This is a genomic window from Ancylobacter gelatini (assembly GCF_022601675.1).
Lineage (GTDB): Bacteria > Pseudomonadota > Alphaproteobacteria > Rhizobiales > Xanthobacteraceae > Ancylobacter > Ancylobacter gelatini.
Window position 1 is genome coordinate 119,313 of sequence record NZ_JAKVIL010000009.1, and the last position, 26,414, is coordinate 145,726.

26 protein-coding genes are annotated in these 26,414 nt (G+C 67.3%); 13 read left to right on the forward strand and 13 right to left on the reverse strand.

Going from position 1 to position 26,414, the window contains the following annotated elements:
• Window positions 1-89: 89 nt before the first annotated feature.
• From leuS to holA, 3 genes are read left to right on the forward strand one after another with little or no spacing between them, the layout of a single operon-like run.
• On the forward strand, window positions 90-2,702 hold the full coding sequence (leuS, locus tag MKI84_RS15945; protein WP_241621152.1) for a leucine--tRNA ligase: 2,613 nt from the start codon (window positions 90-92) through the stop codon (window positions 2,700-2,702).
• Window positions 2,689-3,297 (forward strand): hypothetical protein, encoded by a 609-nt coding sequence (locus tag MKI84_RS15950; protein ID WP_241621154.1) that lies wholly within the window; start codon window positions 2,689-2,691, stop codon window positions 3,295-3,297. Before leuS ends, MKI84_RS15950 begins: the two co-directional genes overlap by 14 nt.
• A gap of 6 nt (window positions 3,298-3,303) precedes the next feature.
• The gene (holA, locus tag MKI84_RS15955) at window positions 3,304-4,329 is read left to right on the forward strand and encodes a DNA polymerase III subunit delta (protein ID WP_241621156.1); all 1,026 of its coding nucleotides are present in this window, start codon (window positions 3,304-3,306) and stop codon (window positions 4,327-4,329) included.
• A gap of 6 nt (window positions 4,330-4,335) precedes the next feature.
• Here holA and MKI84_RS15960 read toward each other — a convergent pair whose 3' ends face one another.
• The 5 genes from MKI84_RS15960 to mnmE all read right to left on the reverse strand — a co-directional run bounded on the left by MKI84_RS15960 (window position 4,336) and on the right by mnmE (window position 10,265).
• Complete coding sequence (locus tag MKI84_RS15960; RefSeq protein ID WP_241621158.1) at window positions 4,336-5,247, reverse strand: ParB/RepB/Spo0J family partition protein; 912 nt, start codon at window positions 5,245-5,247, stop codon at window positions 4,336-4,338.
• 10 nt (window positions 5,248-5,257) lie between these two features.
• The gene (locus MKI84_RS15965; RefSeq protein ID WP_241621160.1) at window positions 5,258-6,124 is read right to left on the reverse strand and encodes a ParA family protein; all 867 of its coding nucleotides are present in this window, start codon (window positions 6,122-6,124) and stop codon (window positions 5,258-5,260) included.
• Window positions 6,125-6,172: 48 nt separating this feature from the next.
• Complete coding sequence (gene rsmG / locus MKI84_RS15970) at window positions 6,173-6,826, reverse strand: 16S rRNA (guanine(527)-N(7))-methyltransferase RsmG (protein WP_241621162.1); 654 nt, start codon at window positions 6,824-6,826, stop codon at window positions 6,173-6,175.
• A gap of 69 nt (window positions 6,827-6,895) precedes the next feature.
• A complete protein-coding gene (mnmG, locus tag MKI84_RS15975) occupies window positions 6,896-8,746 on the reverse strand; it encodes a tRNA uridine-5-carboxymethylaminomethyl(34) synthesis enzyme MnmG (protein ID WP_241621163.1) in 1,851 nt (616 codons plus the stop codon).
• A 145-nt stretch (window positions 8,747-8,891) separates the two neighbouring features.
• Window positions 8,892-10,265 carry a tRNA uridine-5-carboxymethylaminomethyl(34) synthesis GTPase MnmE gene (mnmE, locus tag MKI84_RS15980; protein ID WP_281063240.1) on the reverse strand — a complete coding sequence of 458 codons (1,374 nt, stop codon included), beginning with the start codon at window positions 10,263-10,265 and terminating at the stop codon, window positions 8,892-8,894.
• Window positions 10,266-10,313: 48 nt separating this feature from the next.
• Here mnmE and MKI84_RS15985 point away from each other — a divergent pair, with 48 nt between their 5' ends.
• Window positions 10,314-12,335 (forward strand): thioredoxin domain-containing protein, encoded by a 2,022-nt coding sequence (locus tag MKI84_RS15985; protein ID WP_241621166.1) that lies wholly within the window; start codon window positions 10,314-10,316, stop codon window positions 12,333-12,335.
• A 261-nt stretch (window positions 12,336-12,596) separates the two neighbouring features.
• On the opposite strand, the gene MKI84_RS15990 is transcribed toward MKI84_RS15985, so the two are convergent.
• The 4 genes from MKI84_RS15990 to hemE form a co-directional block, all read right to left on the reverse strand.
• Window positions 12,597-12,959 carry a hypothetical protein gene (locus MKI84_RS15990; protein ID WP_241621168.1) on the reverse strand — a complete coding sequence of 121 codons (363 nt, stop codon included), beginning with the start codon at window positions 12,957-12,959 and terminating at the stop codon, window positions 12,597-12,599.
• Window positions 12,960-12,987: 28 nt separating this feature from the next.
• Window positions 12,988-14,253, reverse strand: coding sequence for a transcription termination factor Rho (gene rho, locus MKI84_RS15995; protein ID WP_241621170.1), 1,266 nt, complete (start codon window positions 14,251-14,253; stop codon window positions 12,988-12,990).
• Between the two features lie 246 nt (window positions 14,254-14,499).
• Window positions 14,500-14,925 (reverse strand): protoporphyrinogen oxidase HemJ, encoded by a 426-nt coding sequence (hemJ, locus tag MKI84_RS16000; protein ID WP_241621172.1) that lies wholly within the window; start codon window positions 14,923-14,925, stop codon window positions 14,500-14,502.
• A 17-nt stretch (window positions 14,926-14,942) separates the two neighbouring features.
• The gene (hemE, locus tag MKI84_RS16005; RefSeq protein WP_281063241.1) at window positions 14,943-15,995 is read right to left on the reverse strand and encodes a uroporphyrinogen decarboxylase; all 1,053 of its coding nucleotides are present in this window, start codon (window positions 15,993-15,995) and stop codon (window positions 14,943-14,945) included.
• Window positions 15,996-16,296: 301 nt separating this feature from the next.
• Between hemE and MKI84_RS16010 the strand changes: the two genes are divergently transcribed.
• From MKI84_RS16010 to dnaQ, 5 genes are read left to right on the forward strand one after another with little or no spacing between them, the layout of a single operon-like run.
• Window positions 16,297-17,160: a pyruvate, water dikinase regulatory protein gene (locus tag MKI84_RS16010; protein WP_241621174.1), complete on the forward strand. Its 864-nt coding sequence runs from the start codon at window positions 16,297-16,299 to the stop codon at window positions 17,158-17,160.
• Window positions 17,161-17,790 carry a Maf family protein gene (locus tag MKI84_RS16015; RefSeq protein ID WP_241621177.1) on the forward strand — a complete coding sequence of 210 codons (630 nt, stop codon included), beginning with the start codon at window positions 17,161-17,163 and terminating at the stop codon, window positions 17,788-17,790.
• Window positions 17,787-18,641 carry a shikimate dehydrogenase gene (locus MKI84_RS16020; RefSeq protein WP_241621178.1) on the forward strand — a complete coding sequence of 285 codons (855 nt, stop codon included), beginning with the start codon at window positions 17,787-17,789 and terminating at the stop codon, window positions 18,639-18,641. Before MKI84_RS16015 ends, MKI84_RS16020 begins: the two co-directional genes overlap by 4 nt.
• Entirely contained in the window at window positions 18,638-19,249 is a 612-nt protein-coding gene (gene coaE / locus MKI84_RS16025; protein ID WP_342593644.1) for a dephospho-CoA kinase, read from the forward strand. Before MKI84_RS16020 ends, coaE begins: the two co-directional genes overlap by 4 nt.
• Window positions 19,242-19,943 (forward strand): DNA polymerase III subunit epsilon, encoded by a 702-nt coding sequence (gene dnaQ / locus MKI84_RS16030; RefSeq protein ID WP_241621180.1) that lies wholly within the window; start codon window positions 19,242-19,244, stop codon window positions 19,941-19,943. Before coaE ends, dnaQ begins: the two co-directional genes overlap by 8 nt.
• Before the next feature lie 32 nt (window positions 19,944-19,975).
• Here the strand turns inward: dnaQ and secB are convergent, their stop codons facing one another.
• A complete protein-coding gene (gene secB, locus MKI84_RS16035) occupies window positions 19,976-20,440 on the reverse strand; it encodes a protein-export chaperone SecB (protein ID WP_241621182.1) in 465 nt (154 codons plus the stop codon).
• Window positions 20,441-20,872: 432 nt separating this feature from the next.
• Between secB and MKI84_RS16040 the strand changes: the two genes are divergently transcribed.
• The 4 genes from MKI84_RS16040 to MKI84_RS16055 are packed head-to-tail and all read left to right on the forward strand — an operon-like array spanning window position 20,873 to window position 23,852.
• Window positions 20,873-21,601: a Tim44/TimA family putative adaptor protein gene (locus MKI84_RS16040; protein WP_241621276.1), complete on the forward strand. Its 729-nt coding sequence runs from the start codon at window positions 20,873-20,875 to the stop codon at window positions 21,599-21,601.
• A gap of 12 nt (window positions 21,602-21,613) precedes the next feature.
• Window positions 21,614-22,870, forward strand: a complete 1,257-nt coding sequence (gene mltA / locus MKI84_RS16045; protein WP_241621184.1) for a murein transglycosylase A — start codon at window positions 21,614-21,616, stop codon at window positions 22,868-22,870.
• The gene (locus MKI84_RS16050) at window positions 22,870-23,490 is read left to right on the forward strand and encodes a Smr/MutS family protein (RefSeq protein ID WP_241621186.1); all 621 of its coding nucleotides are present in this window, start codon (window positions 22,870-22,872) and stop codon (window positions 23,488-23,490) included. Before mltA ends, MKI84_RS16050 begins: the two co-directional genes overlap by 1 nt.
• Window positions 23,487-23,852: a helix-turn-helix domain-containing protein gene (locus tag MKI84_RS16055; protein WP_241621187.1), complete on the forward strand. Its 366-nt coding sequence runs from the start codon at window positions 23,487-23,489 to the stop codon at window positions 23,850-23,852. The genes MKI84_RS16050 and MKI84_RS16055 overlap by 4 nt, the downstream gene beginning before the upstream one ends.
• 64 nt (window positions 23,853-23,916) lie before the next feature.
• On the opposite strand, the gene hslU is transcribed toward MKI84_RS16055, so the two are convergent.
• The 3 genes from hslU to MKI84_RS16070 form a co-directional block, all read right to left on the reverse strand.
• Window positions 23,917-25,227 (reverse strand): ATP-dependent protease ATPase subunit HslU, encoded by a 1,311-nt coding sequence (hslU, locus tag MKI84_RS16060; RefSeq protein ID WP_241621189.1) that lies wholly within the window; start codon window positions 25,225-25,227, stop codon window positions 23,917-23,919.
• Between the two features lie 36 nt (window positions 25,228-25,263).
• A complete protein-coding gene (gene hslV, locus MKI84_RS16065) occupies window positions 25,264-25,809 on the reverse strand; it encodes an ATP-dependent protease subunit HslV (protein ID WP_241621191.1) in 546 nt (181 codons plus the stop codon).
• Window positions 25,810-25,890: 81 nt separating this feature from the next.
• Complete coding sequence (locus MKI84_RS16070) at window positions 25,891-26,370, reverse strand: hypothetical protein (protein WP_241621192.1); 480 nt, start codon at window positions 26,368-26,370, stop codon at window positions 25,891-25,893.
• Between the last annotated feature and the right edge of the window lie 44 nt (window positions 26,371-26,414).

Below are 26,414 nucleotides of genomic sequence, written 5' to 3' on the forward strand. Positions count from 1 at the left end.
TGGCCTGTCCAGCCGGGCGCATGGCCGCGTTCTGCGCCTGATATCCCATCCTTGAAGCCCCGATATCCCGAAGCCCAAGATCACGTCCGATGAGCACCGAGCGTTACAATGCCCGCGAGGCCGAACCCCGCTGGCAGCAAGTCTGGGACGAGCGCGGCATCTTCCGCACCCGGAACGACGACCCCCGTCCCAAATATTACGTGCTGGAGATGTTCCCCTATCCGTCCGGGCGCATCCATATCGGCCACGGGCGCAACTACGTCATGGGCGACGTGGTGGCGCGCTTCAAGCGCATGAAGGGCTTCAACGTCCTGCACCCCATGGGCTGGGATGCGTTCGGCCTGCCCGCCGAGAACGCCGCCATCGAGCGCAACACCCATCCCGGCAAGTGGACCTACGAGAACATCGACACGATGCGCGCGCAGCTCAAGCTGCTCGGCCTGTCGCTCGACTGGTCGCGCGAGATCGCGACCTGCGACCCGTCCTATTATGGCGAGCAGCAGCGCATCTTCCTCGAATTCCTGAAGGCCGGCTTTGTCTACCGCCGCGAGAGCGAGGTGAACTGGGACCCGGTCGACAATACCGTGCTCGCCAATGAGCAGGTGATCGACGGGCGCGGCTGGCGTTCGGGCGCGCTGGTGGAGCGCCGAAAGCTGGCGCAGTGGTTCTTCCGCATCTCCGCCGCTTCCGAAGAGCTGCTGGCCGGCCTCGACACGCTGGAGCGCTGGCCCGACAAGGTGCGCCTGATGCAGCGCAACTGGATCGGCCGCTCCGAGGGCCTCCATGTGCGCTTCGTGCTGGAGAACGCGCCCTACCGCGTCGAGCAGGAGATCAAGGTCTACACCACGCGGCCGGACACGCTGTTCGGCGCCTCCTTCCTCGCGCTCTCGCCGGGACACCCGCTGACCGAGGCACTGGCAGCGGACAACCCCGCGCTCAAGGGCTTCGTCGAGGAGTGCCGGCGCGGCGGGACCTCGACCGCCGAGATCGAGACCCAGGAAAAGATGGGATTCGACACCGGGCTCAAGGTGCGCCACCCGCTGGGGGGCCCGCATCTGCCGGTCTATGTGGCGAATTTCGTGCTGATGGAATACGGCACGGGCGCCATTTTTGGCTGCCCCGCCCATGACCAGCGCGATTTCGACTTCGCCAGCAAATACGGCCTGCCGATCACCCCGGTGGTGCTGCCGCCGGGCGCTGACGAGGCGAGCTTCGGCATGGAAAGCCTGCCCTATGACGGCGAGGGCACGCTGATCCATTCCGGTTTCCTCGACGGGCTGTCGATTCCCGAGGCCAAGGAGGCGGTGGCCGCGCGTCTGGAAACGCAGATGCTGGGCGGCGAGCCGGTGGGCGAGCGGGCGGTAAACTACCGGCTGCGCGACTGGGGCATTTCGCGCCAGCGCTACTGGGGCTGCCCGATCCCGATCGTGCATTGCGACGCCTGCGGCCCGGTTCCGGTACCCGAGGGCGAGCTGCCGGTGCGCCTGCCGGAGGATGTCAGCTTCGACGCGCCGGGCAACCCGCTCGATCGTCACCCGACATGGAAGCATGTGAACTGCCCGAACTGCGGCCGGCCGGCGCGGCGCGAGACCGACACCATGGACACCTTCGTGGATTCGTCCTGGTATTTCGCGCGCTTCGCCTCCGAGCCCGATACCGCGCCGCTGCAGAAGGGCGCGGCCGATCACTGGCTCGCCGTCGACCAGTATATTGGCGGTATCGAGCACGCGATCCTGCACCTGCTCTATTCGCGCTTCTTCACCCGCACGCTGAAGAAGATCGGCCGGGTCTCGGTCGACGAGCCCTTCGCCGGCCTGTTCACGCAAGGCATGATCGTCCACGAGACCTACAAGGATTCAGCCGGCAAATGGCTGTTCCCCGAAGAGGTCGAGAAGCGGCCCGACGGCACGTCGGTGAAGGTCGGGACCGATGAACCGGTCACGGTCGGTCCGCCGGAGAAGATGTCGAAGTCCAAGAAGAACGTGGTGCCGCCGGAGATCGTCGCCGACACCTATGGCGTCGACGCCGCGCGCTGGTTCATGCTCTCCGACACCCCGCCCGAGCGCGACAGCGAATGGACCGATCGCGGCATCGAGGGCGCCTGGCGCTTCATGCAGCGCATCTGGCGTCTGGTTGGCGACACCGTGGCCCTCGCCCCCGACGCGCTTGCCGTGCCCCCGGCCTGCGCCCCGGAAGCGACCGCGCTGAGGCGCGCCGCGCACAAGCTCGCCGCCCAGACCGCCGACGACGTCGAGCGCCTGCGCTTCAATGTGGCGGTGGCGCGCGTCCATGCCTTCGCCAATGTGTTCGGCGACGCACTTAACGCGGCCCGCAAGGCACCCGCGCTTGCCCCGGACCTCGCCTACGCCCTGCGCGAGGCCGCCGAGTTCCTGGTCTGTGCCATTGCGCCGATGGTGCCGCATCTGGCCGAGGAATGCTGGGTGGTGCTGGGGCGTCAGGGTCTCGCCGTCGAGGCCGGCTGGCCGGAGACCGATCCCGCGCTGCTGGTCGACGACACCGTTACGCTGCCGATTCAAATCAACGGGAAGCGCCGCGCCGATGTTACCGTGCCCGCCGACGCCTCGACTGCCGAGGTCGAGCAGGCCGTGCTCGCGCTCGATGCCGTGATACAGGTACTCGACGGACGCGCGCCGAAGCGTATCATCGTGGTTCCGCAGAGGATCGTGAATGTCGTTGTCTGACCCGATGACCATAGCCCGCCCGGAGGCCGGCTCCCGGCAGGGCCGCTTCGCTCGCCTGAACGCCCGCCGTCTGCTCGGCCTCGCCGTCGTCGGGCTGCTCGCAGCCTCGACCGCTGGCTGCTTTCAGCCGATGTACGCCCAGACCGTGCCCGGCACGGATGGCGGCACGCTGGCGCAGACCTTCGACGACATCGAGGTGGTGTTCGTCCAGGGCCGCGTCGGAAACGAGGTTCGGAACGATCTGATCTTCGGCCTCACCGGCGGTGCCGGCAATCCGGTCGGCGTGCCTTACAAGCTGGTCGTGAACGTCAAGGAAGCGACCTCGTCTTCCGCCGTCGTGAACTCGGTTACCGGCCTTCCGGAGGTCGAGATCGTGCGCGTGGACGTCGGCTGGCAGCTTTTCGACAACGCAAACCCCAAGGTTCCGCTGACGACCGGAAACGGCTTCGGCACCGCCTCGCTGGACAGCGGCTATCAGCGCTTCGCGCGTGCGCGCGCTATCCGCGACGCGCAGAACCGGTCGGCAACGATGGCCGCCGAGATGATTCGCGGCCAGCTCGCCTCCTATTTCCTGTCCCGCGCTCCCAAGAGCTGAGGCTTCATGGTCGCGGTCAGGCCCGGCGACGTCGAGGCGACGCTCTCCCGGCTCGATCCGCTGCGCCCCGTCGTGCTGCTGTTCGGACCCGATAGCGGGTTGGTGCGTGAGCGCGCACGCGCCTATCTTGCCAAGGCCGGCGAAGGCTCGACCGATCCGTTCGGTCTGGTACGGATCGACGGCGACGAGATCGCCGGCGATCCCGGTCGGCTGGTCGACGAGGCCGGCACCATCGCGCTGTTCGGCGGGCGGCGCGTCATCTCGGTCCGCGCCGGCTCCAAGAATATCGGCCCGGCAGTCGAAGCACTGCTCGGCGCCGCGCTTTCCGACGCGGTGGTGGTCATCGAGGCCGGCGACCTCAAGCGCGGCATGGGGTTGCGCGCGCTGTGCGAAGGCTCGCCGCGGGCGCTGGCCATCGCCTGTTACGCCGACAGCGACCGCGATCTGTCCCGGCTGATCGACACCATGACGATGGAAGCCGGTATCGCCATCGAGCGCGACGCCAAGGCGGAACTGATGGGTCTGCTCGGCGGCGACCGTGCCGCCTCGCGTGGCGAAGTCGCCAAACTCCTGCTCTACGCCGCCGGGGAGCGCTCCATCACCGGGGCCCATGTCCGCGCCATTGTCGGCGACGCCTCCAGCCTCGCGCTGGACGAGATCGCCGATTCCGCATTGGCGGGGCAGTCGGCCGAGATGGCGGGCGCCTTCGCCAAGGCGACAGGGGAGGGCATGCGACCCGACATTGTGCTCGGCGCGGTCGGGCGGGCGATGCAGTCGCTGCACGCGATGCGGCTCGGTATCGAGGCCGGCGGCAGCGTCGAGCGGGCGATCGACGGAGCGCGGCCGGCCATCCACTTCCGGCGTAAACCCTTGATTGAAAAGGCTCTTCGGAGCTGGAGCGCAGCGCGGCTGGAAAAGGCGCTGCTGACACTGGACGACGCACTGCTCGCGGCGCGCCGCAATGCGGGGCTTGGCCCCGCCATTGCCGAACGGGCGCTGTTCCAGCTCGCGGCGGGCGCCCGCCGCGGTTGAGGCCGCTCAGCCGCCCGCCAGCAGGCGACACACCTCGTCAAGCTGGTCGAGCGAGGCATAGCGGATGCGGATTTCGCCCGCCTCGCCCTCATGGCGCACCGAGACGTTCAAGCCCAGCGCATCGGACAGCCGGCGCTCCAGCGCGCGTGTGTCGGCATCGACTTCCGGCGCGACGCGGGGCTTGCGGGCCGGCTTGCCCGCCGCTTCCGCTTTCGCGTTGTTCAGTTCCTGCGCCAGCGCCTCAATGGCGCGCACATTCATGCCCTGCTCGACGATGACCTTGGCCAGGCCCTCGGGATCGTCCTGGGTCAGCAGCGCGCGGGCATGGCCGGCGGAGAGCAGACCCTCGGCGAGATAGGTCTTCACGGCATCCGGCAGCTTCAACAGGCGCAGCGTGTTGGCGACATGGCTGCGGCTCTTGCCGATGACACGGGCGACATCGTTCTGCGAATAGCCGAATTGGTCGGCCAGTGCCTGATAGCCGGTCGCCTCTTCCAGCGGATTGAGATCGGCGCGCTGCACGTTCTCGATGATCGCGATTTCGAGCGCGCCACGATCGTCGACCTCGACAACCACGATCGGGACTTCATGAATGCCCGCGCGCTGCGAGGCGCGCCAGCGACGCTCGCCGGCGACGATCTCGAACGCCTCACGCTCGCCAGGCACCTGCCGCACCACAATCGGCTGAATGACGCCGCGCTCACGGATCGAGGCGGCGAGGTCTTCCAGTTCTTCCTCGCCGAAGCTGCGGCGGGGATTCTTCGGATTGGCGCGCAGGAAGGCGAGCGGAACCTTGCGCTGGCCGGTCACCGGGCGCGGACGCTCGGCACCGATCTCCGAAATCTCGCCCATGTCGCCGATCAGGGCAGCGAGGCCACGACCCAGACGCGAACGTCCGCCATCTTCCGCCATTGCCATCAATCCCTCCTCAGGCCGCTGCCGCGCGCAGATTGCGTTCGCGCTGGATTATTTCGGATGCGAGACGAAGATAGGCCTGCGACCCGACGCATTTCAGATCGTAGAGCAGCACCGGCTTGCCATAGGACGGCGCCTCGGACACCCGCACATTCCGAGGAATGATGGTCTCGTAGACCTTCTCCCCCATGAACTGCCGCACGTCCTCCACCACCTGGTTGGAAAGATTGTTACGGGCATCAAACATCGTCAGGACAATGCCGTGAATGGTTAGGCCGGGATTGAGCGTCACCCGCACCTGCTCGACGGTACTGAGCAGCTGCGAAAGCCCCTCCAAGGCAAAGAACTCGCATTGCAGAGGCACCAGAATGGCGTTCGCCGCCGCCATCGCATTCACCGTTATCAGGTTCAGCGAGGGCGGGCAGTCGATCAGCACATAGCTATAGGCCGGTTCATCGTTTCGCTCCTGAATCGAATTCAGGGACCGGATCGCATCCCGCAAACGGAACGCGCGGTCGCGTGCGGTGGCGAGTTCAAGCTCAAGCCCGGAGAGATCCATGGTCGATGGCGCGATATGCAGCCGGGGCACCGCCGTGTGCAGCACCGCCTCGCGCAGGCTGACATCCTGGGTCAGCACGTCATAGGTGGAGACCCGACGACTGCGGCGATCAATGCCGAGGCCGGTCGACGCATTGCCTTGCGGATCGAGATCGACCACCAGCACCGTCTCGCCGATCGCGGCCAGCGCGGTGCCGAGATTGATCGCGGTCGTGGTCTTGCCGACGCCGCCCTTCTGGTTGGCGAGGGCGAGCACCCGCGGCTGACCAACCGGGCGCGGGCTCGCGAGCGCGTCGAGTGTCGTATCGCAGCTTTCCGTCATGGCTTCGACCTCGAAAGGCCCGGCGAAGGGCACAGGCACCGTCTTCAATCACGTCGCGGATTTGAGCGGCTCGGCTCTGGTCACGATCAGGACCCGGCCACTCGGGTCAGTCAGGCTCTGCTTAACCGAGGCCTCGATTCTCCAAGATTTAGAGGCTTCGGTCAATTCGTTATCAACATCTTGTCCCTTGAGGAACAGCCCTTTCGCTCCCTGTGCAAGGAAGGGATAGGCCAGCTCCAAAAGCCGCGGCAGCGGAGCAAGCGCGCGGGCGGAAACCACCTCCACCCCTTGCGCAATCTTCGGCGCAATCTGTTCAATCCGCGCCGGCAATACGGTCGCCGGCAGTTCGGCGATGCGAGCGGCCTCGCGCAGGAACGCCGCCTTCCGGCTGTCGCTTTCCACCAGCGTTATGTCCGCTTCGGTGAACTCCGCCAGCGCGGCGGCGACGGGTAGCCCCGGAAATCCACCGCCGGATCCCAGGTCGACCCAACGCGAGACATCGCCGGCCAGCGGCACGAGCTGGAGGGAATCCGCGACATGGCGGGTCCAGACATGCGCGAGACTGGAAGGCGCGACCAGATTGATGGTGCGCTGCCATTTTTCGAGCAGCGCCACGATCGCCACCAGCCGGTCCTCTGTTTCACGTGAAACAGGGGTCAGCTTGAGGGCGCGGGCGCGGTCGGTCGAATCAGGATCGTTCATGCCTTCTTGTACCACGCCTCGCGCGGACGCGCGCGCGGGGCGTGCCGCAGCACGATCTACCCGGTGCGGTCAGCGCGCGCGCCGTGCATGGGCGGCGAGCAGCGCCAGTGCCGCCGGGGTCATGCCGTCGATCCGGCTGGCCTGGCCAATGGTACGGGGCCGAATCGATTCCAGCTTGGCCTTGATCTCGTTGGAGATGCCAGCCAGCGCGCGATAGTCGACCTCCGGCAGCGGTGCCGATTCCTCGCGGCGGAAGCTGGCAATGTCCGCCTCCTGCCGATGAAGATAGACGGCGTATTTGGCGTCGATCTCCACCTGCTCGCCGATCGCCGCCGGCTCGGCACCGGCCTCCGGCCAGATCCGGCAGATCGTCGCCCAGTCGACAAGGGGATAGGACAGCAAGTCGAAGGCGGTGCGGCGCTGGCCGTCGCGGTTCAACGTCAGGCCGTGGCGCTCGCCCTCCGCCGGGGTGAGCGAGACCGAGCGGCTCCACTCCCGCACGCGCGCCAATGCCTCCTGCTTGGCCGCGAAGACGCGCGCCCGCTGCGAACCCACACATCCGATATCGATGCCAGCCTGCGTGAGCCGCTGGTCGGCATTGTCCGCGCGCAGCGAGAGGCGATATTCGGCACGGGAGGTGAACATGCGGTAGGGCTCGCTCACCCCGCGCGTCACCAGATCGTCGATCATCACCCCGATATAGGCCTGCGAGCGATCGAAGGTCACACCCTCCCGACCGCCGGCGCGGCGGGCGGCGTTGAGCCCGGCCACCAGGCCCTGCGCGGCGGCCTCCTCGTAACCGGTGGTGCCGTTGATCTGCCCGGCGAGAAACAGTCCGCGCGCGGCACGGGTCTCCAGCGTCGGCTCAAGCTCGCGGGGATCGACGTGGTCATACTCGATGGCATAGCCCGGCCGCAGCATCACGGTTTTCTCCAGCCCGGGGATGGAGGCGATGATCGCCGCCTGCACATCCTCCGGCAGGGAGGTGGAGATGCCATTCGGATACACCGTCGGGTCGTCCAGCCCCTCCGGTTCCAGGAAGATCTGGTGCCCTTCGCGCTCGCCAAAGCGGACAATCTTGTCCTCAATCGACGGGCAATAGCGCGGACCCACGCTTTGGATGTTCCCGGAATACATCGCGGAGCGCGCAATATTGGCGCGGATCACGGCGTGGGTTTCCGGCGTGGTGCGGGTGATGGCGCAAGCGACCTGCGGATTGGTGATCGCGCTCGTCAGCATCGAGAAGGGTTCCGGCGTCTCGTCGCCCTCCTGCTTCTCAAGGCTGGCCCAGTCGATGGTGCGTCCGTCAAGCCGCGGGGGCGTGCCCGTCTTCAAGCGGCCGAGCCGCAGGCCCAGCCGAGCCAGCGCGCTTGAGAGCCCGAGCGCCGGCTGCTCGCCCATCCGCCCCGCCGGCATCTGCCGGTCGCCAATATGGATGAGCCCGTTGAGGAAGGTGCCGGTGGTGATGACCACGGCGCCACATGTCACCTGCCGGCCATCCTTGAGCACGAGGCCGCAGACCTGGCCGTTCACGACCCGCAGATCGCCGGCTTCGCCCTCGACGACGAAAAGGTTCGGCTGCGAATCGATCGCCGCGCGCATCGCCGCGCCATAAAGCTTGCGGTCGGCCTGCGCGCGCGGGCCACGCACGGCCGGTCCCTTGCGCCGGTTGAGCACGCGGAACTGGATGCCGCCCTGATCGGCGACGCGCCCCATCAACCCGTCCAGCGCATCGACCTCGCGCACCAGATGGCCCTTGCCGAGGCCACCGATCGCCGGGTTGCAGGACATGGTGCCGATGGTGGCGTGGGAATGGGTCACCAGAGCCGTGCGCGCGCCCAGACGGGCGGCAGCCGCCGCCGCCTCGGTGCCGGCATGTCCGCCACCCACCACCACGACATCGAAACTGAGTTCGGACATGATTTCTCTCACAGGGATCGAGCCCGTTTGAAACGCGCTTCGCCGCGCCACGTCAAGCGCGGGGTGATTCACGTGAAACAGTTACGGCGCCGATTCGCTGCAGGGCGGGCGTCGCGGCATCCCTGTTTCACGTGAAACGGCGCCGTCATTTCCCGATGCAGAACTCGCGGAAGACGACATCCAGCAGATCCTCCACCCCGATGCGCCCGGCGATGGAGGATAGCGCACGGCCAGCAAGGCGCAGCTCTTCGGCGAGAAGCTCCTCGCTGATTTCATCCCAGGCCGCGAGTGCGGCACGAAGATGCCCGTTGGCGAGCGCCACGGCCTCGCGCTGGCGGGCCCGGATCAAAGCGGGGTGCTCGCCGCCCCGCGCCCGCGCAGCAACGAATTGCTCGAGCGCGGCCGTCAGTTCATCCAGCCCGGCGCCATTGGCCGCCGACACAAGGAAATGCCGGCTCGCGCGAGGAAGGCCGAGCGCGGGGAGGGCAGCGGTTGGAACCGCGGCCAAATCCGCCTTGTTCGCCAGCAGCCAGAATTCCGCATCCGAATCGACCGCGATCTCCGGCGCCTCCGGCCCGCTGAAATCGTGAACCCACAACACGAGGTCCGCTTCACCGATGCGCCGTTGCGCCCGGCGTATGCCCTCGGCCTCGACCTTGCCCTCGGCTTCCCGCAGGCCGGCGGTGTCGATCAGCGTCGCCTTGTAGCCGCCGAGATCAAGGGCGACTTCCAGCACATCGCGCGTTGTGCCGGGCTCGTCGGAGACGATGGCGACCTCGCGCAAGGCGAGCGCGTTCATCAGCGACGACTTGCCGGCATTGGGCCGGCCGGCAATGGCGATGGTCGCGCCCTCGCGCACCATGGCCCCGCGCCGGTCGGCCAGCGCGGCTTCCAGCTCGGCGAGCAGCATCTCCACTTCCGGCCGGGCAAGGGCGCGGGCCTCCGCCGGCACATCGTCCTCGTCGGAAAAATCGATCCCCGCCTCGACCAGCGCCATGGCCCGGATCAGCCGCCCCCTCCAGATGTCGACCTGCCGGCCGAGATGGCCGAAAGCGTGGGCAAGGGCCTGCCGGCGCTGGCCCTCGGTCTCGGCGGCGATCAGGTCAGCGAGGCCCTCCGCCTCGGTCAGGTCCATCTTGCCGTTGAGCCAGGCGCGGCGGCTGAAGTCGCCCCGCTCGGCGGCCACGATACCCGGCACCGAAAACAGCGCATCGAGCACAGCGGCCACCACCGCGCGGCCGCCATGGACCTGGAACTCCGCCATGTCCTCGCCGGTCGCGCTGGCCGGGCCGGGAAACCACAGCACGAGGCCCTCGTCGAGACGCTCGCCGCTGAGGGGATGACGCAGCCGCGCGAGCAGTGCGCGGCGCGGTTCCGGCAGGCGGCCGGCAAGCGCCCGCACGGCCTCGCCAGCGCGGGGACCGGAAACGCGGATCACCGCGATCGCCGCCGCCATGGTGCCGCTTGAGACGGCCGCGATCGTATCGTTCGCGATTATGCTTTTCTCCTGTCCGTCCAAACGCTACGCCCTACATGGAAAAGAGTTCGAGAATATCGGAGACGCATCGTGCCGAACCGCCTCAAGGATTCCGCCAGCCCTTACCTGCTCCAGCACAAGGACAACCCCGTCGACTGGTGGCAATGGGAACCGGCGGCGTTCGAGGAAGCGCGCCGTAGTGGAAGGCCCGTGCTGCTGTCCATCGGTTATGCCGCCTGCCACTGGTGCCACGTCATGGCACATGAAAGCTTCGAGGACGACGCCACGGCGGCGGTGATGAACGAGCTTTTCGTGAACATCAAGGTCGATCGCGAGGAACGGCCCGAGGTCGACCAGATCTACATGTCCGCGCTGCAGCAGCTCGGCGTGCAGGGCGGCTGGCCGATGACCATGTTCCTCGATGCCGACGCCGCGCCGTTCTGGGGCGGCACCTATTTCCCGAAGGAGGCGCGCTACGGGCAGCCGGCCTTCACCGACGTGCTGAAGACCATGGCCAATGCCTATGCCACCAGTGATCCGCGCATCGGCAATAATCGCGTCGCGATACTGGAGCGCCTGCGCCAGAAGGCGCGGCCTGCCGGGCGAGTGACGATCGGCCTCAATGAGCTCGACGATGTGGCGACCCGGGTGCTCGGCATCATGGATACCGAGCATGGCGGCCTGCAGGGCTCGCCGAAATTCCCGAACACGCCGTTCCTCGAACTGCTGTGGCGCGCCTTCGAGCGCAGCGGGCGAGAGAGCTTCCGCAATGCCGCGCTCCACGCACTGGATGGCATGAGCGAGGGCGGCATCTACGACCATATCGGCGGCGGCTATTCGCGCTATTCGGTCGATGAACGCTGGCTGGTGCCGCATTTCGAGAAGATGCTCTACGACAACGCCCAGCTGCTGCCGCTACTGGCGCTCGCCTTCAACGAAACCCACGAGCCGCTGTTCCGCGCCCGCGCCGAGGAGACCGTGGCGTGGCTGGAGCGCGAGATGATCGTCGAGGGGGGCGCGTTCGCCGCCAGCCTCGACGCCGATTCGGAAGGCCATGAAGGCCGCCATTACGTCTGGACGCTCAAGCAGGTTCTCGACACGCTCGGCGCGCAGGATGCCGAATTCTTCGCGCGCCATTACGACATCGCCCCGTTCGGCAATTGGGAGGGCGTCTCGATCCCGAACCGCCTGAAGGAGGTGGAGCGCAGTGGAGCCGACGAGCTGCGCCTCGCCGTGCTGCGCGACAAGCTGCTGGAGGCACGCTCCAAGCGCGTGCCGCCGGGCCGCGACGATAAGGTGCTGGCGGACTGGAACGGCCTGATGATCAGCGCGCTGGCGGAAGCTGGGACGCGGCTGGATCGGCCGGAATGGGTGGAACTCGGCGCGCGCGCCTTCCGTTTCATTTCCGAATCAATGGCCAAAGGCGAACGGCTCGGCCATAGCTGGCGCGAAGGGCGGCTGGTGTTTCCTGGCCTCTCCAGCGATTACGCCGCGATGATCGGGGCGGCACTGGGTCTCCATCAGGCGACCGGGGAGGGTAGCTATCTGGCCAAGGCGCGGGAATGGGCCGCCGCGCTGGAGCGTCACCACGGCGCGGAGGATGGCGGCTACTATCTCACCGCCGACGATGCCGAAGGGCTGATCCTGCGCCCCGACGCCACCGCGGACGATGCGGTGACCAATCCCAATGCGCTGATCGCCCGCAATCTGATCCGGCTCGCCAGCTTTACCGGGGATGATGCCTATCGCGACCGCGCGGACCGGCTGTTCGACGGCCTGATGCCGCGCGCGCAGCCGAGCCTCTACAGCCACGCCGGCCTGCTCAACGCACTCGATACCCGGCTGCGCGGGCCGGAGATCGTGATCGTCGGCGAAGACGGCGCGGCCGCCTCCGCACTGCTGGAAGCCGCGCGGCAGGTTGCGAGGCTCGACGTCACGATCCAGCGCGTCAGCGATCCGTCCCTCCTGCCGGATGGTCATCCCGCAAGGGCCAAGGCAATGAGCATCGCCGGCGCGGCGGCGTTCGTTTGTGCGGGCGGAGCCTGTTCGCTTCCCGTTACGGATACGAATCAACTTGTCCACGCACTTGCCGAGGCAAGCGCCACCAGTTGAGGCCAAAAGCCATAGCGATGGCCGTCATGGGGATAGCTTGTGGACAGGCCTGTGGATAATTCCGACAGCGCGGGGGTGTTAGCCTCTGGAATCCACGGAAATGACCGCTGGCGGCGTTTGATTCATTTGCAACCAATGGATCGGCCGACCTATCGAACGCCCGCCTGTGGGCAAATGTGGACGATATATTTCCGGAGCCGAAACGATACCTGAAGTTACTGAATGGTCAGACTTCGCCTTAAGATTGCGGTCCGTTTCGACTTACTTCTGTCGGCTGAAACGCTGGTTGGCGAACATCAACGGTGCCACCAGCATCAACGCGCCGGCGAGGTCGATCTGGAAGATGTAGAGGCTGCCCAGTTCCTCGCGCACCGCCGGACCGATGACCGGATCGGCGAAATCGGCGATCAGGGTGGACACGAACAGCGCCGCCGGCACCCAGATCGCCAGCGGCAGCCACCAGCGGCGATAGGTCATCACCCAGCTCATCATGGCGATGCCGATCATGATCAGCCACATCGAGACGGCCGGCGGCTCGCGCTCGGCCATCCCGGTCGCGCCCGCCGGAAGCGTCAGCGCGAATAGGGCAGCAGCGACGAGACCACCATTGAAATAGCGCTTCATCCCGCCGCCCTCCCGCCGGCACCTTTTGTCAGGTGTTCATGGAATCGAAGAAGTCACCATTGGTCTTGGTCTGGCGCAATTTGTCGAGGAGGAACTCGATCGCGTCAACCGTGCCCATCGGGTTGAGGATGCGCCGCAGCACATACATCTTCTTGAGCACGTCTGCCGGCACCAGGAGCTCTTCCTTGCGGGTGCCCGAACGGGTGATGTCGATCGCCGGGAACACGCGTTTGTCGGAGACCTTACGATCGAGGATGACCTCGGAGTTACCCGTGCCCTTGAACTCCTCGAAGATCACTTCGTCCATGCGCGAGCCGGTATCGACCAGCGCGGTGGCGATGATGGTCAGCGAGCCGCCTTCCTCGATGTTACGCGCCGCGCCGAAGAAGCGCTTGGGGCGCTGCAGGGCGTTGGCATCGACACCGCCGGTCAGCACCTTGCCCGAGGACGGCACCACCGTGTTGTAGGCACGACCAAGACGAGTGATCGAATCCAGCAGAATGACCACGTCGCGCTTGTGCTCGACCAGGCGCTTCGCCTTCTCGATCACCATTTCCGCGACCTGCACATGGCGCTGGGCCGGCTCGTCGAAGGTGGAGGACACCACCTCGCCCTTCACCGAGCGCTGCATGTCGGTGACTTCCTCGGGGCGCTCGTCGATGAGCAGCACGATGAGGTAGCATTCGGGATGATTGGTGGTGATGGACTGCGCGATGTTCTGCAGCAGCACGGTCTTGCCGGTGCGCGGCGGGGCGACGATCAGCGCGCGCTGCCCCTTGCCGATCGGGGAGACCACATCGATGATCCGCGCCGAGAAATCCTTGCGGGTCGGGTCCTCGATCTCGAGCTTGAAGCGCTCATCCGGGTAGAGCGGCGTCAGATTGTCGAAATTGATCTTGTGCCGGATCTTCTCGGGGTCTTCAAAATTGATCGTGTTGACCTTGAGCAGCGCGAAGTAGCGCTCACCCTCCTTCGGAGAGCGGATCTGGCCCTCGACCGTGTCACCGGTCCGCAGGCCGAAACGGCGGATCTGGCTGGGCGACACATAGATGTCGTCCGGGCCGGGCAGATAATTGGCATCCGGCGAGCGCAGGAAGGCAAAACCGTCGGAGAGGATCTCGACGACGCCTTCGCCGATGATATCGGTCTCGCGGGAAGCAAGCTGCTTGAGAATGGCGAACATCAGCTCCTGCTTGCGCAGCGTGCTGGCGTTCTCGACCTCGAGTTCCTCGGCGAACACGAGAAGTTCGGCCGGGGTTTTGGACTTGAGGTCCTGGAGCTTCATTTCCCCCATGGGAAAAGGCCTCGGAAGTTGGATTACCCCGGTCAAGCAAACACTCAAACCAGGCAATAAGGATCAAGGGAAGCGCTGGTCTGTGGACCTGGCGGGACAGTTTTCTGCCGCCTTGTCCGACGCTCCGGCCGGCAAACGGGGAGGATGCCGACACGAAAAGGGCGTCAGCCAGCTTCGTGGAAGAGAGCGCACCATAGGCAAGCGCGTGATTCCACGCAAGCCTGCAAGCGACGGATTGGACGATCATTAAAAAGGTTTAACGATCACCAGGATCACGATCGCGATCATCAGCAGGGTCGGCACCTCGTTGGCGATGCGATAGAACCGCGCCGGACGGATGTTCCGGTCGGCCGCGAAGTCCTTGACCCAGCGCGATAAAGCGCCGTGAAAACCGCTCATCGCCAGCACCAGCGCGATTTTGGCGTGAAACCAGGGAGCGGTGTACCAGCCGGCCTCCCACGCCATCCAGAGCCCGGCGACCCAGGTGACCACCATCGCGGGATTGATGATCGCCTTCAGAAGGCGGCGTTCCATCACCTTGAAGGTTTCGGACTGCACCGACCCCGGCTCGGCGCTGCAATGATAGACCATGAGCCGCGGCAGATAGAGCATCCCGGCCATCCAGGAGATGACCGCGATGACATGCAGCGCCTTGATCCAGTCATAGAGCATCGCTTAAACCTACCCGCTCAGCCCCGTACCCGCTTCAGCATCTGCTCGACATGGGCGATCGGGGTTTCCGGCCGGATGCCGTGGCCGAGATTGAAGATGTGCGCGGCGCCGCGGAACTCCTCCATCAGCGCGTCGATCTCCCCGTCCAGCGCCTGCCCGCCAGCGATCAGCGCCAGCGGATCGAGATTGCCCTGAAGCGCGACCTTGCCGCCCACGGCGAGCCGTGTGGCCTTGCGGTCGGCGCTCCAGTCCAGCCCGACGCCATTGACGCCGGTCGCCGCCACCAGCTCGGTGATGCCGGGCAAGGTCGCGCCCTTCGGAAAGGCGATGATACGGGCGCCCGGGACCTGCGCCCGCACCTTCTCCACGATGCGCCGCACCGGCTCGATGCTCCAGCGCCGGAACGAAACCGGATCCAGCACGCCCGACCAGCTGTCGAAAATCTGCACCGCGTCGGCACCGGCGCGAAGCTGGCCGATGAGATATCCCGCCGAGGTCTCGACCAGACGGTCGATCAGCGCGGTGAAGAATGCCGGATCGCGGAAGGCGGCGAGCCGTGCCGGAGCCTGATCGGGGGTGCCACGTCCGGCGATCATGTAGGTGGCGACCGTCCACGGCGCGCCGCAGAAGCCGAGCAACGCGGTTTCCTTCGGCAGCGCCGCGCGGATGCCGGACACCGCCTCCAGAACGCGGTCGATCTTCAAGGGATCCAGATCGGTCCTCAGCGCATTAAGCCCGGCAAGGTCGGTGATTGGCCCAAGCCGCGGTCCTTCCCCGGTCTCGAAGGCCAGAGAGCAGCCCAGCGCATGAGGAACCACCAGGATGTCGGAGAACAGGATCGCCGCATCGAATCCAAAGCGACGGATCGGCTGGAGCGTGACCTCGATCGCATATTCAGGCGTGTAGCACAGGGTGAGGAAGTCGCCGGCCTTGGCCCTCAGCTCGCGATATTCCGGCAGGTAGCGCCCGGCCTGGCGCATCATCCAGATCGGCGTGCGCGAAGGGACGTGACCATCGAGGGCCGAGAGCACCCCGTTCGGGTGCGAACGCTCATCCACCGGCTCTTTCATACTTAATTAATCTCTTCTGAAGGAGAGTCGTAGTTGTTTAGATAGGGGCATTAGCCCTGTTACGCGCGGCCCACAACCGGCCCCCAGCCATCAAGGCGGGGCGCGCGGCCCGTTGGCGCGTGAAATCCTTGTCTATCAAGACGCTGGCTGGCAGCATCGGGTTATCCTCGTAGTTCGCAAAGCCCGCCCCCCAGATTTGCACAGCCCGTGGCCTGTGGAGGGAATTCAGGGTTCTCCCCAGCCCGGGCTTGCTAAGCGCGCCGAGCCATGGCTTTTACCTGTTCCATGCACAGGCCTGTGGATGGATAGCGTGACGGACGGCACCCGGCCCACGGAAAGCTACTATCACCTTCATCTTGTGTCGGATTCCACCGGCGAGACGCTGATCAGCGTCGGGCGCGCGGCGGCGGCGCAATATAGCGGCGTGAAACCGATCGAGCACATCTATCCGCTGGTGCGCAGCCACAAGCTGCTAGACAAGGTGATCAGCGATATCGAGGCCTATCCCGGCATCGTGCTCTACACGCTGACCGATCCCGAACTGCGCAACCGGCTGAAGAATTATTGCACCGACAATTCGGTTCCCGTGCTCTCGGTGCTCGCGCCGGTCGTTCGCCTGTTCCAGGCCTATCTTGGCGGTGTGCCGACACCGCGCGTGGGCGGCCAGCACCAGCTCGATGGCGACTATTTCCGCCGCATCGACGCGATGAATTTCACCGTGATGCACGACGATGGCCAGCACACCGAGGGGCTGGAAGCGGCCGATGTCGTGCTGCTCGGCATTTCGCGCTCCTCAAAGACACCCACGGCGATCTATCTCGCCAATCGTGGCATCAAGACCGCCAACATCCCGCTGGTGCCGAGTCTCCCGGTGCCGGCGGGGCTCTCGGAACTCCGCCATCCGCTGGTGGTCGGGCTGGTGGCGAGCCCGGAGCGCGTGGTGGAAATCCGCCGCAACCGCCTGCTCGGGCTCAATGCGGCCCAGCCAAACGATGCCTACACCGACCGCGATTCAGTGGCGGAAGAAATCGCTTTCTCGCGCCGGCTCTGCGCCAGGCATGACTGGCCGGTGATCGACGTTACCCGCCGCTCCATCGAGGAGACAGCGGCGGCGATCATCGGGCTGCTGCAGGAGCATCGCCGCAAGCGTTCCGAGGCGCGCTAGGTGAGTGACGCGGTGAGATATTCGCTGTGGCGGGCGCAGGAACCGCTGGTGCTGGCCTCGAAAAGCGCCACGCGGCGCGCCTTGCTCGCCTCCGCCGGCATTCCGGTGGAGACCGTGGATGCCCCGGTCGACGAGCGCGCGCTGGAAGCGGCTGCGGTCGCGGAAGGGGTTGGACCTGCCGGCGTCGCGTCGCGTCTCGCGGCGGCGAAAGCGCTGGCCGGCAGCGCGGCTCGGCCCGGCCGGCTGGTGCTCGGCGCCGACCAGACGCTGGCGCTGGGCGACGAGGCTTTCCATAAGCCAGCGGATCGCGCCGCCGCGGCTGCGCAGATCGCCCGGCTGGCCGGAAAAACTCATGAGCTGCACGCCGCACTCGCGCTCGCCCGCGACGGCGAGGTGCTGTTCGAGGCCGCAGACACCGCGCATCTCGCCATGCGCCCGCTTGGTCCCGATGTGATCGCGACCTATCTCGACGCCGCGGGGGATGCGGTGCTGTCCAGTGTCGGCGCTTACCAGCTTGAGGGGCTCGGCATTCATCTGTTCCAGACGGTCGAGGGCGCCCATTCCACCATTCTGGGCCTGCCGCTGCTGCCGCTGCTGGCCTTTCTGCGCCGGCATGGAGATGTGCTGTGAGTGAGACCACCCGCCGCGCCGGGATCATCGGCCATCCGGTCGCGCATTCGCGCTCGCCGCTGATCCATGGCTACTGGCTGGAAAAGCACGGCATCGACGGCGCCTATAGCCGGCTCGACGTGGCGCCCGAGGCCATTGACGCCTTTCTCAGCGATTTCAAAGCCAGCGGCCTCGTCGGCGCCAATGTCACCGTTCCGCATAAGGAGGCCGCGTTCCGCGCGGCCGTCGAACTCGATCCGGTTGCGGCGGCGCTGGGCGCGGTGAACACGCTGTGGCTGGAGGATGGCCGGCTGCATGGCGCCAATACCGACGTTCATGGCTTCCTCGCCAATCTCGACGCGGCGGAGCCCGATTGGGCGCGCTCGCTGGGCGAGGCGGTCGTGCTGGGTGCCGGCGGCGCCTCGCGCGCCATCGTCCACGGCCTGCTGGAGCGCGGCGTGGGGCGGGTGGCGGTGGTCAACCGCACGCTGGGCCGCGCCGAGGCGCTGCGTGAACAGTTCGGCATGCGCGTCCACCCGGTCGCCTGGCGCGACCTGCCGGGCCGCCTCGCCGGCTGCCGGCTGCTGGTCAACACCACCTCGCTCGGCATGAAGGGCCAGCCGCCGCTCGATATCGATCTGTCGCCGCTCTCCCCGGACGCGCTGGTGAGCGATGCGGTCTATGTGCCGCTGGAAACCCCGCTGCTGCGCGCCGCCAAGGCGCAGGGCCTTGCCACCGTCGACGGGCTCGGCATGCTGCTGCACCAGGCGGTGCCGGGCTTCGAGCGCTGGTTCGGCGTGCGCCCGCAGGTGACGCCGGAGCTGCGCGCGCTCGCCCTCGCCGACCTTGCCGCCAAGGGACAGCTGACGTGAGCGCCCGCGTCCCCTTCCGGCTCGGCCTCACCGGCTCGATCGGCATGGGCAAGTCCGCCACCGCCGCGCTGTTCCGCGAACTCGGCATCCCGGTCCATGATGCCGACGCCGCCGTCCACGCGATCTATGAGCAGGAGGGCGTCGCCCCGGTGGAGGCGGCGTTTCCCGGCGTGGCGGTCGATGGGCGGATCGATCGCGCGCGGCTCGGCCCGAAGGTGCTCGGCGACGACGCGGCGATGAAGCGGCTGGAGGCCATCGTGCATCCGCTGGTACGCGCGCGCGAACGGGCCTTTCTGGAAGCCGCGCGCGAGCAGGGCGCGCCGCTGGCCGTGCTCGACATTCCGCTGTTGTTCGAGAACGGCACGACGGGCCGGGTCGACGCGGTGGTCGTGGTCTCGGCGCCGGAAGCTGTGCAGCGCGCGCGGGTTCTTGCCCGTCCCGGCATGACGGACGACAAATTCGCGGCGATCCTGTCGCGGCAGATGCCTGATTCGGAAAAGCGCGCTCGCGCCGATTTTATCATCGACACCAGCCGGGGGCTCGACGATGCCCGCCGGCAGGTGGCGGCGCTGGCGGCGCGGCTGTGCGCGGGAGACGACGATGCGTGAAATCGTACTCGACACGGAAACCACCGGGCTCGACCCGCTGCGGGGCGACCGGCTGGTCGAGCTGGGCTGCGTCGAGATATTGAACCGGATTCCCACCGGCCAGACCTTCCACGTCTACGTCAATCCCGAGCGCGACATGCCGGTCGAGGCGTTCAACGTCCACGGGCTTTCCGCGGAGTTCCTGTCCGACAAGCCGCTGTTCGCCGCTGTCGCGGACGACTTCCTCGCCTTTATCGGCGGCGATCCGCTGGTGATCCACAACGCGGCCTTCGACATCGGCTTTCTTAACGCCGAGTTAGGCCGGCTCGGCAAGCCGCCGCTGACCTTCGACCGGGTGGTGGACACGCTGAGCCTGGCGCGTCGCCGCCATCCCGGACAGTCGAACCGGCTGGATGACCTGATGTCGCGCTATGGCATCGATTCCTCGCGGCGCACCAAGCATGGCGCGCTGCTGGATTCGGAACTGCTGGCGGAGGTTTATGCGGAGCTCTGCGGCGGCCGGCAGACTGCGCTCGGCCTGATGGTGACGGAGAGCCGGGCCGAGATCGCCGAGCGGCGCGAGGCGGGGCCGCGCCGGCGCCCGGCGCCACTCCCGCCGCGGCTGAGCGCGGAGGAGCTGGCGGCGCACACGGCCTTCGTCGCAAGCCTGGGCGAGGCCGCGCTCTGGAAGGAATACACGGCCGGCGAGGCGTAAGCCCGCGCCGCCGGCCGGGAGACGTCCGAGCCTCAGGAGGCGAGCACGTTGCTCGGCTGGGTCTTGGCCATGCGCTGGCGATACAGCGTCACGAAATCGACGGGGTCGATCATCAGCGGGGGGAAGCCGCCATTGCGCACCGTGTCGGCGACGATCTGCCGGGCGAACGGGAACAGCATGCGCGGGCACTCGATCATGATGAACGGGTGCACGGTTTCCTGGGCCACGTTCTGGGCGCGGAAAATGCCGGCATAGGAGAGTTCCAGCGCGAACAGGGTCTTGCCGCCGGATTCGGCCTTGGCCTCGATCTTCAGCTCGACCTCGAATTCGGACTCGCGCACCGGCTTGGCGCCGACATTGATCTGGATGCCGATCTGCGGCTGGCCGCCGCCGGCGAGAGATTCCGGCGCGCCGGGATTTTCGAAGGACAGGTCCTTGATGTACTGGGTCAGCACCTGCAGCGTGGGCATCGCAGTGGTGTTTTCGGTCTCGGCCATCTTAAATCTCCGTGGTGCGCCTTGGTCGGCGCGTGCGCGCCGGCGCATGTGCCGCCGGGTCGGTCAAACCGCCACGGCCGGTCTTTTCAAGCGAAGGGCGCGTGTCGCTAACACGGTTGATGGTCGCTCACAAGGCGCCAGGCCACCGCGCCGCCGCCCTATGGCCGCGTCCGCGTCCTCGCGTTCCCTTGGCCGCGTCCCCTTGGCGCAGGGTGCCCGCTTGCACTAGTGTCACAATGAATCGCCGCCCGGAGGTCACTCTTGCGTGCTTGGATGTGACCTAGCGGCACGGCAAGACTGGCCAAATCGGCTAAACGTCGTACATAGGCATTCATGGACCGTTTCTCGCGCCCGTTCGGGCGCAGGAGGCGGCCTCACCAGACACCGAGCATTCCCGGAATTCCGGGGGTGACGAGCAGCGGCAAGAACAACGTGTTCGATATTTATACGATCATCTTCCTGGCCTTGGCCGTGTTCATCTTCATACGGCTGCGCAGCGTGCTCGGACAGCGCACCGGGCGCGAGCGGCCGCCCTATGATCCCTATTCCCGCCGCGATGCCGCCAACGCTCCGACGGGCGCGGCCGACAAGGTGGTGAACTTCCCGGACCGCAAGGGCGAGCCGGCGGGTGTGCCCGAGCCGGTGGAGCCCGTGGATGCTGACGAGCCGGCGCCTGCGCGGTGGACGGGTGTCGCCGAGGTGGGCTCGGCGGTGGCCAACGGGCTGGACGCCATCGCCGCCCAGGAGCGCGGCTTCGACGCCAAGCACTTTCTGGAAGGCGCGCGCGGCGCTTACGAGATGATCGTGGTCGCTTTCGCCGAGGGCGACCGCGCCACGCTGAAGAACCTGCTGGCCAAGGATGTCTATGACGGCTTCAACGCCGCCATCACCGAGCGCGAATCGCGTGGCGAGAAGATGGAGACGCGCTTCGTCGGCATCCAGAAGGCGGACATCATCGAGGCGCTGGTGCGCGGGCGCACCGCGCAGATCACGCTGCGCTTCGTCTCGCAGCTCATCTCGGTGACGCGCGACAAGGCCGGCGCCGTGATCGACGGCGACGCCGAGCAGGTGGTGGACGTCACCGATGTGTGGACCTTCTCCCGCGATGTCGGTGCCCGCGATCCAAACTGGAAGCTGGTCGCCACCGAAGCGGCTTCGTGAGAACATGACGAGGTGCGCGCTCATCTCGTCATCCTCCTTGCGTCCGGCCTCATAGCGGGACTGATTGCGGCGCCCGGGGCCTTCGCCTCCGGGCATCGTCCGCTGCCCGCCCCGCTGTTCTCCCAGGCCGCGCTGGAGCCGACCCGCTTCGCCGCCCTCGACGGCTGGGAGGCCGACGATCCGCGACCCGCGCTCGCCGCTTTCCGCAAGAGCTGCCGTGTGCTGCAGCGTGGTGCCGATGCGGCGACGCCTCCGCGCCCGATGTTCGCGGCGCTGCGCGGAATATGCCGGCACGCCGCATCCCTGCCGCGCCAGCCCTCGGAGGCGCGCGCACGCGCCTTCTTCGAGCAGCATTTCCGCCCCTTCCTCATCACCGCGATCGGCGAGCCGGGGGGATTTCTCACCGGCTATTACGAACCGGAAGTCGACGGCTCGCGCACCCGCTCGGACATCTACGCCACCCCGCTCTATGCCCGGCCGAAAGACCTTGTGCTGCGCGCCCCGCCTTCCGATGGACCACCCGCCAACAAGGGCGAGGCGTTCCGGCGTGAGGGCGACGGGCTAGTGCCCTATTACGACCGGGCCGCCATCGAGGACGGCGCGCTGAAGGAGAAGGGGCTGGAGATCGCCTGGATCAGGGATCCGGCCGACGCCTTCTTCGCCCATATCCAAGGCTCGCTCCGGGTCCGGCTGCCCGATGGCGGGGTGCTGCGGCTCAATTACGACGGCCATAACGGCCAGAGCTACACCCCGATCGGCCGGCTGCTCGTGGAGCGGGGGCTGGTGCCGCGCGAGAAGATGTCGATGGACGCGATCCGGGCCTATATTGCCGAGCACCCCGAGGAGGGGCGCGAGCTGATGCGGCAGAACCGCTCCTTCATCTTCTTCCGCGAGGCGCACGAACTCGGCCGCGACGACGGCGCGGTGGGCGCGCAGGGTCTGCCGCTGACGCCGGACCGTTCCATCGCCGTCGACCGGAACCTTCATGTCTACGGCACGCCGTTCTATCTCGATGCCGAGCTGCCGACCGGCGCGGACGGGGCGATCGAGCCGTTCCGCCGGCTGACCGTGGCGCAGGACACCGGCTCGGCGATCGTCGGGCCGGCGCGGGCTGACATCTTCTTCGGCGCCGGCGACGAGGCCGGCTCGATCGCCGGGCGCATCCGCCATCCCGGCCGCTTCGCCATATTGCTGCCCAAGGCACTCGACTTCACCCGCGCCAGGGCGCCGCTGCCGCCCGCCCGCCCGAACATTCCGGGAGCGGAATGATGGCGGAAGGGGACGAGAAACCGTCTGGCCCGCGCCGGCGGCGCCCGCTGCGGCCGGATGAGAAGCAGCTCTGGGAGCATGTCACCCGCTCCGTGCGCGAGATGCGCCCGGCGCCCAAGCGCCGTCCCGCCGCGCCGGTGATCGAGGAGGCGGTGACGGCGGCTGCCGCGCCGCCGGAAAAGCTCGCCAAACCCGCGAAGGCGGCGCCCCTGAAGCCCGTTCCGCCGCCGAAAACGCCGTCTCCGCCACCGCTGGCGCCGCTGGAGCCGAAGACCCGCCGCCGCCTGTCGCGCGGGGCGGAGGTCGATGCCCGGCTCGATCTGCACGGCCTGACACAGGGTGCCGCCCATTCCCGGCTCAATGCCTTCCTGCGCGGCGCGCAGGGCGCGGGCCATTCGCTGGTGCTGGTGATCACCGGCAAGGGCTCGTCCGGACCCGCGGAGGGCGCGATGCTGTTTCAGGGCGAGGGCCGCGGCGTTCTGCGACGGCTGGTGCCGCAATGGCTCTCCGCGCCGGAGATGCGCGGCATCGTGATCGGCTTCGAGACCGCCGCCCGGGGCCATGGCGGCGAGGGCGCGCTCTATGTGCGGGTGCGCCGGATGCGAGGGGACGGACGATGACACCGTTCGGCCGCCGCATGCGCGAAATGCGCGCCGAGCGCGGGGTCACGCTGTCGCAGATGGCCGAGCAGATCGGGGTCTCGGCCGCCTATCTCTCGGCGCTGGAGCACGGCAAGCGCGGCCAGCCGACCTGGCTCATGCTCCAGCGCATCATGACCTATTTCAACGTCATCTGGGACGAGGCGGAGGCGCTGCGCATGCTGGCGGAGATGTCCGACCCGCGTGTGGTGGTGGACACCGCCGGCCTGTCGCCCGAGGCGACCGAGCTTGCCAATCTGCTGGCCCGCCAGATCGCGATCCTTCCGCCCGAGGCGGTCGCCGAGCTGCTCGGCCGGCTGAAGATCCTGAGCCGGCCGGGCTGAGGGCGCCGTTTCACGTGAAACCGCCCCCGGCCGCGAGGCCGGGGGGTATCGTTTCGTGACCGAATCAGAGGATGAAGCGGCTGAGGTCGGTGTTGCTGGCGAGGTCCGTCACCCGGTCGCGGACATAGGCGCCATCGATCACCACGGTCTCGCCGGAACGGTCGGTGGCGGTGAAGGACAGGTCGTCGAGCACGCGCTCGATCACGGTCTGCAGCCGCCGCGCACCGATGTTCTCGACCGAGCCGTTCACCTGCACCGCGATGTCGGCGAGCGCCTCGACCGCGTCCTCGGTCACTTCCAGCGTCACGCCTTCGGTGCCCATCAGCGCCACCGACTGCTTGACCAGGCTGGCCTCGGTCTCGGTGAGGATGCGCTTGAAGTCCTCGCGGGTCAGCGCTTCCAGTTCGACGCGGATCGGCAGGCGGCCCTGAAGCTCGGGCAGCAGGTCCGACGGCTTGGAGACATGGAACGCGCCCGAGGCGATGAACAGGATGTGGTCGGTCTTCACCGGGCCGTGCTTGGTGGAGACGGTGGTGCCCTCGATCAGCGGCAGCAGGTCGCGCTGCACGCCCTCGCGTGACACATCGGCGCCGCCGCGGCGCTCGGAACCGGCGATCTTGTCGATTTCGTCCAGAAACACGATCCCGTTCTCCTCGACCGCGCGGATCGCCTCCTGAACGGTGGCTTCCTGGTCGATCAGCTTGTCGGCCTCTTCCGACAGCAACAGCGGATGGGCTTCCTTGACGGTGACGCGGCGCGGGCGTGAGCGGCCGCCAAACGCCTTGCCGAGCATGTCGCCGATGTTCACTGCGCCCATATGCGCGCCCGGCATGCCGGGTATCTCGAACATCGGCATGCCCTGGCCGCCGCCGGACGAAATCTCGACCTCGACTTCCTTGTCGTCGAGCAGCCCGTCGCGAAGCTTCTTGCGGAAGCTCTCGCGGGTGCCGGGCGAGGCGGTGGCGCCGACCAGAGCGTCGAGCACGCGCTCCTCGGCGGCGAGATGCGCCTTGGCCTCGACATCCTTGCGGCGGACTTCCCGCACCAGCCCGATGCCGATCTCCACGAGGTCGCGCACGATCTGCTCGACGTCGCGGCCGACATAGCCGACCTCGGTGAACTTGGTGGCCTCGACCTTGAGGAAGGGGGCGCCGGCCAGCTTGGCGAGGCGGCGGGAAATCTCGGTCTTGCCGACGCCGGTGGGGCCGATCATCAGGATGTTCTTGGGCAGAACCTCCTCGCGCAGATGGCCTTCGAGCTGCTGGCGCCGCCAGCGGTTGCGCAGGGCGATCGCCACCGCGCGCTTGGCCTTGTGCTGGCCGACGATGTAGCGGTCGAGTTCGGAGACGATTTCGCGAGGCGAGAAATTGGTCATGCGGGTTCCTTCACGCGGGGAGGCGACCGGGCGGGATCAGCCGATCGATTCCACGACCACGTTCTGGTTGGTGTAGATGCAGATGTCGGCGGCGATGGCGAGGCTCTTGCGCACGATCTCCTCCGGGCTCTTGCCGCTGTCGGCGAGCGCGCGGGCGGCAGCGAGCGCGAAGGAGCCGCCCGAGCCGATGGCGGCGATGCCGTTCTCCGGCTCCAGCACGTCGCCGGTGCCGGTGAGCACCAGTGTGATATTCGCGTCGGCGACGATCATCATCGCCTCGAGCCGGCGCAGATAGCGGTCGGTGCGCCAGTCCTTGGCGAGTTCGACCGCGGCGCGCTGGAGCTGGCCGGGATACTGCTCCAGCTTGGCTTCCAGCCGCTCGAACAGGGTGAAGGCATCGGCCGTGGCGCCGGCGAAGCCGCCAATGACATCGCCGCGCCCGAGCCGGCGCACCTTGCGGGCATTGGACTTCATCACCGTGGCGCCGAGCGTCACCTGGCCGTCGCCGCCAATGGTCACGCGGCCACCCTCGCGCACGGAGACGATGGTGGTGCCGTAAATGGTGTCGGGGGAATGGTTCATGAGGGACTCCGGTACAGAGCCCATACTTAGGAAGCCGTTGCCCCGATGCAACATCCGGACGCGGGGCGGGCCCGCGACCTTTCACACCGCCGGGCGGCGGCGCAGATAAAGGATCTGTGCCGTCAGCCCGACCAGCAGCAGGACGAGCAGGCCGGCCTGCGTGCCGAGCAGCAGCGGCGCGGACGGATCCGTGACGATGGGATGGCCGTCCGGAACCCGGCGCAGTGTCTCGGACACCGCCGGGAGCATCAGCAGGAACGCGCTCAGGCTGAGGCAGATGGTCTCGACATAGCGGCTCACGCGGCCCGTGCCGAGGAGCGGCCCGACGCCGTAGCCGACCAGCACGACGACCAGCGTGACCGCACCGATCACGTAGCCGACCGACACATGAGTGACCAGGAAGACGCTCGCGCCGCCGATCAGCATGGCGACGAAATAGATGGCGCCGGGCACCGAGCGCGGCACGATGCGCCCATAGCGGGCAAACATGTAGAACGCGACGGGAATGGCGGGAAGGCTGCCCAGCGTGTGCAGCCAGCCGAGGGGAGAAATGCCGAACATTGGAAGATCCTTTATCTACCTACCAGTCGGTAGGCTTAGAGGGT